This is a genomic window from Cellulomonas sp., assembly GCF_036279715.1.
Taxonomy (GTDB): Bacteria; Actinomycetota; Actinomycetes; order Actinomycetales; family Cellulomonadaceae; genus Cellulomonas_A.
The window spans coordinates 1-7,200 of record NZ_DASUIR010000161.1 but is presented as its reverse complement, the minus strand read 5'-3'; the positions used below and the strand labels follow the sequence as shown (position 1 = coordinate 7,200).

5 protein-coding genes and 2 pseudogenes are annotated in these 7,200 nt (G+C 73.0%); 5 read left to right on the top strand and 2 right to left on the bottom strand.

From position 1 onward, the window contains the following. The 3 genes and pseudogenes from VFW79_RS14970 to VFW79_RS14960 form a co-directional block, all read left to right on the top strand. A pseudogene (locus VFW79_RS14970) lies at positions 1 to 1,813 on the top strand (DNA polymerase III subunit gamma and tau); the annotation flags it as partial. Between the two features lie 54 nt (positions 1,814 to 1,867). Then, positions 1,868 to 2,467: a recombination mediator RecR gene (gene recR / locus VFW79_RS14965; RefSeq protein ID WP_329678090.1), complete on the top strand. Its 600-nt coding sequence runs from the start codon at positions 1,868 to 1,870 to the stop codon at positions 2,465 to 2,467. Between the two features lie 84 nt (positions 2,468 to 2,551). Next, on the top strand, positions 2,552 to 3,094 hold the full coding sequence (locus VFW79_RS14960; protein ID WP_329678091.1) for a DUF5063 domain-containing protein: 543 nt from the start codon (positions 2,552 to 2,554) through the stop codon (positions 3,092 to 3,094). Between the two features lie 12 nt (positions 3,095 to 3,106). Here the strand turns inward: VFW79_RS14960 and VFW79_RS14955 are convergent, their stop codons facing one another. Together VFW79_RS14955 and VFW79_RS14950 are read right to left on the bottom strand one after the other, a co-directional pair. After that, positions 3,107 to 4,279: an ABC transporter permease gene (locus tag VFW79_RS14955; protein WP_329678089.1), complete on the bottom strand. Its 1,173-nt coding sequence runs from the start codon at positions 4,277 to 4,279 to the stop codon at positions 3,107 to 3,109. Then, positions 4,276 to 5,298 (bottom strand): ABC transporter ATP-binding protein, encoded by a 1,023-nt coding sequence (locus VFW79_RS14950; protein ID WP_329678088.1) that lies wholly within the window; start codon positions 5,296 to 5,298, stop codon positions 4,276 to 4,278. Before VFW79_RS14950 ends, VFW79_RS14955 begins: the two co-directional genes overlap by 4 nt. Positions 5,299 to 5,537: 239 nt before the next feature. Between VFW79_RS14950 and VFW79_RS14945 the strand changes: the two genes are divergently transcribed. Both VFW79_RS14945 and VFW79_RS14940 read left to right on the top strand, forming a co-directional pair. Then, positions 5,538 to 6,821 carry an aspartate kinase gene (locus VFW79_RS14945; protein ID WP_329678087.1) on the top strand — a complete coding sequence of 428 codons (1,284 nt, stop codon included), beginning with the start codon at positions 5,538 to 5,540 and terminating at the stop codon, positions 6,819 to 6,821. A 2-nt stretch (positions 6,822 to 6,823) separates the two neighbouring features. Beyond that, a pseudogene (locus tag VFW79_RS14940) lies at positions 6,824 to 7,200 on the top strand (aspartate-semialdehyde dehydrogenase); the annotation flags it as partial.

The window sequence follows — 7,200 nt, the reverse complement described above, 5'->3', positions numbered from 1 at the left end:
CGTCGAGCGCGTCATCTCGACCGGTCACGAGCCGCGGCGGTTCGTCGAGGACCTCCTCGAGCGCCTCCGGGACCTGATCGTCATCGCCGCGTCCGGCGACGCGGCGAGCGCCGCGCTGCGCGACGTGCCGGCCGACCAGCTCGCTCACATGCGCACCCAGGCGGTGCACCTGGGAGCCTCCGAGCTGTCGCGCTCTGCCGACCTGGTGAACGCCGCCCTCTCCGAGATGACCGGCGCGACCTCACCCCGGCTGCACCTCGAGCTGCTCATGGCCCGCCTGCTGCTGCCCGGCGCCGACGACTCCGTCTCCGGGTTCGGTGCGCGGCTCGACCGGTTGGAGCGTGGCGGGATCGTGTCGACCGCGACCCTCGCGCCTGCTCCGCTCCTGCCGACTGCGGTCCCGTCGGTGCCGGTCGTCGCGGCCCCTGTCGTTCCCGCCTCCGTTGCACCCGCGCCGGTCGCGTCGGCACCAGCCGCGACTGCACCTGCCGCGTCGGCACCTGCCGCGACTGCACCTGTTCCTGCACCGGTCGAGTCAGCACCCGTCGCATCCGCACCGCTTGCAGCTGCACCCGTTGCACCCGCACCTGTTGAGCCTGCACCGGCAGTGGCGACGTCCGCCCCGGCTCGGCCAGTCGTGAGCCGACCCGACGTGCCCGCGCCCGCCCCGGCGCCGGCTCCCGTTCGCTCGGCGCAGTCGCCCTCCGGTGCCGCACCCGGGACGACGACATCCGCGGCAGCCGGAGCGGCCATGCAGCCGCCCACCCCCGTCGCGCCGCCGACTCGCACCGCGCAGCCCGCGCCCGCTCCGGCGCCTGCGGCGGCCAACGGTCCCGACACCGAGATGCTGCGCCGGCGCTGGCCCGAGGTGCTCGAGACCCTGGGGCGGCTGAAGAAGGCCACCTGGGTGCTGGTCAGCCAGAACGCGCTGGTCGCCGACCTCGACGCGACGACCCTGCGCCTGTCGTTCACCGCGCCGGGCCTCGCGACGGCGTTCCGGGGGGGCACGCACGCGGACGTCGTGAAGCAGGCCGTCCGCGAGACGCTCGGCTTCGACGTGCGGGTCGAGGCGGTCCTCGCGGAGCCGGGCGGGGGAGCGCCGGCGTCCGCCGAGGGCTCCGGCGACCACGACGCCGACCCTGCCCACAGCTCGAGCAGCCCGCGCGGCCGCGGTCGTGGGACCGGTGACACGACGGTGCGCAACGGCCGTCCGGGCAGCGCCGGGTCGATGACGCCGGCCCAGGCAGCCGCCTCGTGGGACAGCACGGGTGCTACCGCCACGGCGTCGACCGCCGCCCCGACGGCTCCCGGCGTGGCCCCGAACAGCTCGGCCGCGAACCCCTGGTCTGCGAGCGACGCGACCCCGAGCCACGCCGCACCGAACGGCGCCTCACCGAACGGCGCCTCACCGAACCACAGCGCAGTCGCCGGCCACGACGCCTCGGGTCACGCCGCCGTCGGCGGAGCCGCTGGCGCGCGTGCCGCTGCCGCCGCGCACACCACCCTGTCCGCGACCCCGGACGAGGACCCCGGCGCGCCCGAGCCGTACGACGACGACCCCGGCGAGCCAGCGCACTACCCGGTGCCGGAGGGTCTCGACCACCCGGTCGTCGAGCATGCGGTCAGTGCCCGCGAGGCGGCCGAGCGGGCGTACGCGGCGGGCCGCGAGAGCGCTCATCAGGCCCAGGTCGAGGACGACCCGTCGCCCGACGACCCGGACCTGATGTCGACGTCCCTGACGGGTGCCCCGCTGGTCGCCCAGCTCCTCGGCGGCACGGTGATCGACGAGCAGCTCGACGACCCCACGAGGTAGTCGGACGGCCGGTCGGTCCGAGTCGTCGTCGGGTGGAGGACGTAGGGTGAGCGCGTGTACGAGGGTGCGGTTCAGGATCTGATCGACGAGCTCGGGCGGTTGCCCGGGATCGGTCCCAAGAGCGCCCAGCGCATCGCCTTCCACGTGCTCTCGGCGGACCAGGCGGACGTACGCCGGCTCGTCGACGCGCTCACCGAGGTCAAGGCCCGCGTGCGGTTCTGCTCCCTGTGCGGCAACGTCGCGCAAGAGGAGCTGTGCCGCATCTGCCGCGACCCGCGCCGGTCGCTCGCGACGATCTGCGTCGTCGAGGAGCCCAAGGACGTCGTCGCGATCGAGCGCACCCGGGAGTTCCGCGGCCGGTACCACGTGCTCGGTGGCGCGATCAACCCGATCGCGGGCGTCGGCCCCGACGACCTGCGCATCCGCGACCTGCTGACGCGCCTCGCCGACGGAGCGGTCACCGAGGTCATCCTCGCGATGGACCCGAACGTCGAGGGGGAGGCGACAGCCACCTACCTGGCGCGCATGCTGGTCCCCATGGGACTCACCGTCAGCCGGCTCGCGTCGGGGCTGCCGGTCGGCGGGGACCTGGAGTATGCCGACGAGGTCACGCTCGGACGGGCGTTCGAGGGCCGACGACGGATCAGCGCGTAGGGAGCAACGACCATGGCAGACGTCACACCGGCGAGCAGCGCAGCGGACGTGTCCCCTGACGCTCCCGACACCGAGACCGACGACATGATGGGTGTCGCGCACGCCCTCGCGGACGAGGCCCGCAGCTTCCTCACGACAGTCACCGAGGTCGGCTCGGGCACCAACCCCGAGGCCGCCATCCCCCTGCTGCTGCTCGCGGTCTCGGACCTGCTCGCGGCGGGCTCGCGGCTCGGCGCGATCGTCGACGTCGTCCCGCCCGAGCGCTACGAGCCGGACATCGGGCCGGATGCCGACGTCGACCCGCTGCGCGTGGCACTGGCCAACGCCCTCGAGGGCATCGATGACTACGCCGAGGTCGTCGATCCGCTCCTGGGCTCCGAGGTGACCGCGTCGACCGTGTCGGGTGACCTCGTGACGGTCGCGGGCGCCCTCGTCCAGGGCCTGCGTCACTACGAGTCCGGCCACGAGCTCGAGGCGCTGTGGTGGTGGCAGTTCTCCTACCTGTCCCACTGGGGCGAGCGGGCGTCGAGCGCGCTGCGCGTCCTGCAGACCGTGCTGGCCCACCTGCGCCTCGACGTGGACGACGACGTCGCCGCCGAGGCGGAGTACGACGCCCTCCAGATCTGACCTGCTCCTGGGTCAGGCGACGCGCGTGCCGCGTGCGAGCGTGCGCTGCGGGATCCGCAGCCGTCGGACGGCGAGCCACACGCCCGCCGCGCCGAGCAACAGGTTGGCCCCGAGCCCCCACGGCCACACGGCGCTCGTGTCGACGTCCGGCTTCGTCACGGGAGAGACGTAGTCGCTGCTCAGGGACTGCTGCGACCAGCACTGGTCGACCTCGTGCGCCGGTCCGGCCCGGAGCGAGCGGACACCGTTGCGGATGGATCCGAGCGGGTCCCCACTGATCATGCGGTACGTCTCGGAGCTCGGTTGTGGCGCGGCGTCGGCGACGATGACGAACGGGTTGATGGCGAGCAGCCACCAGGTGCGCTCGGTGTGGCTCACGGACTGGACCTGCTCGTCCCAGACGCAGGCGGGCGCGGTGTCCGCGTTCCCGTTCCATCCGGACGCGGGCACCGTCCAGACCCGCACCGTCTCGTCGTGCGTGGTCGTGAGGTAGGTGAGCCCGAAGACGATGGGGCTGAGGGCCGAGAGCGAGGCGACCGCGATGTAGGTCAGGACGGCCGACCCCGAGGTGCGCGCGGTGAGCGCCGAGAACCCCAGGCCGATCGCGCAGACGGCCGCGAGCAGCAGCGCGAGGACCGCGAGGCACACGAACATCGCGAGGACCGGGGTGCCGCCCGCGCCGAGCGCGATCCCGATGAACGGCACGCTCACCACGAGGAAGGCGAGCGCGGCGGCCCACGAGGCGAGGAGCTTGCCGAGGACGATCTCGAAGGGTGAGAGCAGCGTGACCTGCAGGATCGCCAGGGTGCCGGCGGAGCGGTCGCCGTTGATGGAGGTCGCGCTGAGGGTCGGCGCGACGAGCAGTCCGAGGAACAGGACGAAGAACACGACGAGGCCGAACATCATCGGCCCCTGGTAGCTGCGCACGTTCGGGTCGAGGCCGTCAGCCGGCGCCATGGCGTTCCTGGTGCTGAGCCACACGAGCCCGGTGATCGCGCCGACGACGACGAACCACACCACGAGCGCCACGATCCACCGCGTGGACCGGATGCGCTGACGCAGCTCGAGCTCCGCGACCGTCCGGATCCCGTGCCACGTGAGCGTCCACGTCCGAGGCAGCGTGGCCGGCGTCGGCGACCCGGACGTGCCGGTCGGGACGGCGTCCTCGTCGATCACGGTGCTCATCGTCGCTCCTCGTCCAGGGCCAGGTAGGCCTGCTCCAGCGCGCCGCCCGCGGGGGCGATCGACGTGAGGGCGACGCCTGCGGTCACCGCGTCCCGCACGAGCCGTGCGGCACCTTCCTCGTCGACGATGTCGACGAGGACCCCGCCGGGCCGGTCGGGTGCCGGTCGGGGTGGCCCGAAGCCGGTCACGGCGGGGGTGTCGTCCGCGTCGGGGTGCCACACCGCGCCGACCGACGTGAGCCACGAGGTCAGGGCTGCGAGCGACAGCGCCCGGACCCGCCACGACCGACGCGCGGACTCGGCGGCGACGAGCGTGCCGGCCGTGACGGTCCGTCCAGCCGAGAGGAACACGGCGTCGTCCACGAGCTCGTCGAGCTCGGACAGGACATGGCTCGAGACGAGCACCGTCGTGCCGTGCGCGGCCAGTGACCGCAGCAGCACGCGCAGGTCGACGCGGCTGCGGGGGTCCAGACCGCTCGCCGGCTCGTCGAGCAGCAGGACGTCGGGGGAGTGCACGAGCGCGCGCGCGAGCCCGAGCCGCTGCTTCTGCCCGCGCGACAGGACGCTCGCGGGTCGGTCGGCGAACTCGCTGAGGTGCACGGTCTCGAGCAGCTCGGCGACGCGGGCCTCAGCGCCCGCGCGTGGGAGCCGGTAGGCCGCGGCGAACGTCAGGAGGACCTCGCGCGCGGTCAGCGAGTCCCACGTGCCGAAGGTGTCGGGCATCCAGCCGGTGCGGGCCCGGGCCCGGGCGCCGTCCGTCACGGGGTCGAACCCGCCGACCCGCACGTGCCCGGCGTGGGGGACGAGCAGCCCTGCGAGCACGAGCAGCAGGGTCGTCTTGCCGGAGCCGTTCGGTCCGATCAGCGCCGTGACGCGCCCCGGCCGGGCATCGAGGTCCACCCCGGCGAGCGCGTGCACCGCGCCGAACGACCGGTGCAGCCCGCGGACGGCGATGCCGTCGTGCGCGTCGATGAGCACGTCCTGACCAGCGCTGTCCGTCTGACCTGCACCTTCTGTCATCCCGACAACATAGGGCGGCTCGTAGGTCGCGCGGGCCGGAACGCTGTGCAGAGTCTGTGTGCGTCCCGACGGCGGCAGGTGCGCGGGTCGGCCCCTGATCGTCCGGGATGCGGAACGCCCGCCGTCCACACCGTGGGCGGTTCTAGAATCGCGGCGGCTGCGGGGATCCTCCGCGGCTCACACCTCTGCTCGTCCCCCCGAGTTCTTCCCCCCAGCACCTTCCCCCGGAGCGCACCCTCGTGGCCCTCATCGTGCAGAAGTACGGCGGTTCCTCCGTCGCGGACGCGACCAGCGTCAAGCGCGTCGCGAAGCGGATCGCCGAGACGAAGCGCGCGGGCAACGACGTGGTCGTGGTCGTCTCCGCGATGGGCGACACGACCGACGAGCTCATCGACCTCGCGCACCAGATCACGCCGATCCCGCCATCCCGGGAGATGGACATCCTCCTGACGGCCGGTGAGCGCATCTCGATGTCGCTGCTCGCGATGGCGATCGCGAACCTCGGCGTCGACGCGCAGTCGTTCACGGGCCAGCAGGCCGGGGTCATCACCGACGAGGTGCACGGCAAGGCCCGCATCATCGACGTGACCCCGAGCCGCATCCGCGCCGCGATCGACTCGGGCGCCGTGGCGATCGTCGCGGGCTTCCAGGGCGTCACGCAGCACACGAACGACGTGACGACGCTCGGTCGCGGCGGCTCCGACACCACGGCCGTCGCGCTCGCGGCCGCCCTGCACGCCGACGTCTGCGAGATCTACACCGACGTCGACGGCGTCTTCACCGCGGACCCGCGCATCGTGCCGTCGGCGCGCAAGATCGACCGCATCAGCTACGACGAGATGCTCGAGATGGCCGCGTCGGGCGCCAAGGTGCTCGTCCTGCGCTGCGTCGAGTACGCGCGCCGCTACGCCGTGCCGGTGCACGTGAGGTCGTCTTTCTCGGGGCACACGGGGACACTGGTGACGGACGTCCCCAGGCCGGGACCGGAAGGGGAAGGTCACATGGAAGAAGCGATCATCGCGGGCGTCGCCCACGACCGCAGCGAGGCCAAGATCACGGTCGTCGGCGTGCCCGACGTGCCCGGCAAGGCCGCGCGGATCTTCGAGGTCGTCGCGGGCTCCGGCGTGAGCATCGACATGATCGTGCAGAACGTGTCGGTCGCGAAGACCGGGCTGACCGACATCTCGTTCACCCTGCCGCAGGACGACGGCGCCGGTGCGCTGACGGCCCTCACCGAGCGTCAGGCGGAGATCGGCTTCGCGTCCCTGCAGTACGACGACGCGATCGGCAAGCTCTCGCTCATCGGTGCGGGCATGAAGTCGCACCCGGGCGTCTCGGCGCAGCTGTTCAAGGCGCTCGCCGGTGCCGGCATCAACATCGAGATGATCACGACGTCGGACATCCGCATCTCGGTCGTGACACGCGCCGAGAACCTGGACGACGCCGTCCGCGCGGTCCACACCGCGTTCGATCTCGACAGCTCCGAGGATCAGGCCGTGGTCTACGGCGGGACGGGACGGTAGTCATGGCTGAGGTCAAGGGCCTGCGGGTCGGGGTCGTCGGCGCGACCGGGCAGGTCGGCGCGGTCATGCGCCGCCTCCTGGAGGAGCGCGACTTCCCGGTCGCCGAGATCCGCTACTTCGCGTCCGCGCGCTCCGCGGGCCGCACGCTCCCGTGGAAGGGCACGGAGATCGTCGTCGAGGACGCCGAGACGGCCGACCCGACCGGCCTCGACGTCGCGCTGTTCTCCGCGGGCGGCTCGACCTCGAAGGTCCAGGCGCCCCGGTTCGCCGCGGCGGGCGCGATCGTCATCGACAACTCCTCGGCGTGGCGCATGGACCCCGACGTGCCGCTCGTCGTCTCCGAGGTCAACCCCGAGGCGATCCGCGAGGCCCGCAAGGG

Coding starts and splice junctions, on each gene's coding strand:
- VFW79_RS14955 (WP_329678089.1), bottom strand. CDS start 4,279: ATGAGCACCGTGATCGACGAGGACGCCGTCCCGACCGGCACGTCCGGG.
- VFW79_RS14950 (WP_329678088.1), bottom strand. CDS start 5,298: ATGACAGAAGGTGCAGGTCAGACGGACAGCGCTGGTCAGGACGTGCTC.
- VFW79_RS14960 (WP_329678091.1), top strand. CDS start 2,552: ATGATGGGTGTCGCGCACGCCCTCGCGGACGAGGCCCGCAGCTTCCTC.